The organism is Chthonomonas sp., assembly GCF_035294505.1.
In the GTDB taxonomy this organism is placed as follows: domain Bacteria; phylum Armatimonadota; class Chthonomonadetes; order Chthonomonadales; family Chthonomonadaceae; genus Chthonomonas.
The window spans coordinates 1-2,184 of record NZ_DATGKU010000263.1 but is presented as its reverse complement, the minus strand read 5'-3'; the positions used below and the strand labels follow the sequence as shown (position 1 = coordinate 2,184).

The following is a 2,184-nucleotide window of genomic DNA, read 5'->3' as shown; positions in this document are numbered from 1 at the left end:
CCAGCTTTTGGGGGCGAATCATCGCTTCTACTTTTATCATTGTGTTGCCTCCTCTGTCTGTCGCTTCAGCTCGTATCTCAGAGCGAAGAGCCGAAACAGCAAGAGAATGACCAACCCAACCGTAACTGCCGGGCTTAAACGGTGTTGGCGGTTAAGTACTATTGCCCAACAGAGGGTGGCGCCGAGAATGGCGTAGCCCAGCACGATTTGGATGCGCTGCATCCTTTGCGCACGGATGGCCTGCTCTTGCTTTCTTTGTGCCTTGTTCTTTTTCGTCTTCATGAGAGTTTTTTCCTTTTTATCGGGTTTGTGGCGAGGGCCGGTAACCACAGCCCTCGCCGTTCACGACGGTCTTCTACTTCGCTCCGGCCGGCGCTCCGCCACCTAGATTAGGGGCGGATGTGATGGCCATTGAGGCGCTCGGTGTGGAGGGAGTGGCGAGCACATCGTCGGGATAGGCGACGATACCGAACTCCGGCTCGTCGAGCCCCATCGTTTCGACCTCCGGGGAAACCCGCATGCTCTTAACGGCGTTGACGACCTTGAAGACGATGAAGGTAAGCCCGAATGACCAGGCCACACAGACCGTAGAGCCGACGAGCTGGGCCAGAAACTGACTGGTGTCGCCCTGGAACAGGCCAACGACTCCAAGCCCCGCCTTGCCGAGGTAGCTCGATGCGCCCACGCCGTTCCAGCCGGCGCCATAGGTGCCGTCGGCAAAAAGCCCTAGGCAAATGCCGCCCAGCCACCCACAGTAGCCGTGCACCGAAATGGCTCCACAAGGATCGTCTATCTTAAGAACGTTGTCGTTGAAAAGAACGCCCCAGCAGACCGTGATGCCGGCGAGAATGCCGATGACCATCGCGGAGGTAGGAGAGACAAACGCACAGGGCGCCGTGATGGCCACCAATCCTGCCAACATGCCGTTACAGGCCATGGAGATGTCGGGTTTGCCGAACTTAAGATACCAGAAAACCATGGCCGCTGCCGCGCCAAAGATCGCCGCCAGGTTGGTGTTGACTGCGATCACCGAAATGCGAAGGTCGGTATCGCCTAAGGTAGAGCCTGGGTTGAAACCCATCCATCCAAATAGGAGGATGAATGTTCCGGTTACAACGAAGGCGATGTTGTGAGCGGGGAAGGCGCGTGGTTTGCCGTCCGGCCCATACTTCCCTAGCCGTGGCCCTAAGATAACGGCCAACGCCATGGCGGCAAACCCTCCTACGGCGTGCACGACGGTTGAGCCGGCGAAATCCACATAGCCGTGCCCAAGATGCATGGTATTGCCGAGGTTGGCCAACCAACCCCCACCCCAACACCAGCAGCCGAAGATGGGGTAGAGAATGGCCCCGATGAACAGCTCGCACAGTACGAAAGCACCGAAGGTGATGCGCTCACAGATGGCACCCACGATAATGTAGCCGGCCGTCTCCATAAAGACCACCTCGAACAGGCAAAGCGCATTGGCTCCTACGTCGTAAGCGCCTCCTTTTAAGAAGAAGCCGGTTCCCCCAAGCACATGGGGGATAAGCCATTTATTTAGCGAGGGGGTGCCGCCGAGGTTAGACGGAACTTGTATGCCGTTTGTGATGCCGGCCGCCCCAAATTGGAAGGCGAAACCGCAGATATAGTAGCCTATAAAGGCCACCACGTAGGCCGCAAAGTTCAACATCATGAGATGGGCCGCGTTTTTCTTGCGCACCAGGCCGCAGGTAAGCAGGGCAAAACCGGCCTGCATAAAGAGAACGAGGTAGCCGGTGTTGAGCGTCCATCCGAAGTTGGTTGCGACTTTTAAGCGCCCGACGGCATCGGCCAGATGGGCTGCAAACGGCTCGGTGGTTTTGGCCTGCGCCATCATCTGGGTTATCTTGTTGGTGTCGGTGGACGTAAAGTCGTAGGGGTCGGTTTTTCCAAAAGACCCCTGGTTTGTAGCCATGCCGAATACGTCGGCGTAGGCACCCGTGCTTGTGCCGCCGGGGTCGGGTTTAGGAGCTTGTGCCCACACTGCGGTGTGCGCAGTGAGTGCGAGAAACACCCCGATAAGCCCTAACACAAACATCGTTCGCGCCCAATAGGCTCTAAAGCGTGGCATATACGTTGTCATTCTTTTGCGTCTCCTCCATAGCGTCGAAACTTTTTAGGTTGAATTTAGAACTTCACCACCGCTGCGAGTGTGAATGTGTC

At 57.0% G+C, this 2,184-nt stretch carries 2 protein-coding genes; both read right to left on the bottom strand.

The genetic code is table 11. The features are described 5' to 3' along the window. Nucleotides 1–36: 36 nt before the first annotated feature. On the bottom strand, nucleotides 37–282 hold the full coding sequence (locus tag VKV18_RS15790; protein WP_324205143.1) for a hypothetical protein: 246 nt from the start codon (nucleotides 280–282) through the stop codon (nucleotides 37–39). Between the two features lie 73 nt (nucleotides 283–355). After that, entirely contained in the window at nucleotides 356–2,104 is a 1,749-nt protein-coding gene (locus VKV18_RS15785) for an ammonium transporter (RefSeq protein WP_324205142.1), read from the bottom strand. Between the last annotated feature and the right edge of the window lie 80 nt (nucleotides 2,105–2,184).

Coding starts and splice junctions, on each gene's coding strand:
- VKV18_RS15790 (WP_324205143.1), bottom strand. CDS start 282: ATGAAGACGAAAAAGAACAAGGCACAAAGAAAGCAAGAGCAGGCCATC.
- VKV18_RS15785 (WP_324205142.1), bottom strand. CDS start 2,104: ATGACAACGTATATGCCACGCTTTAGAGCCTATTGGGCGCGAACGATG.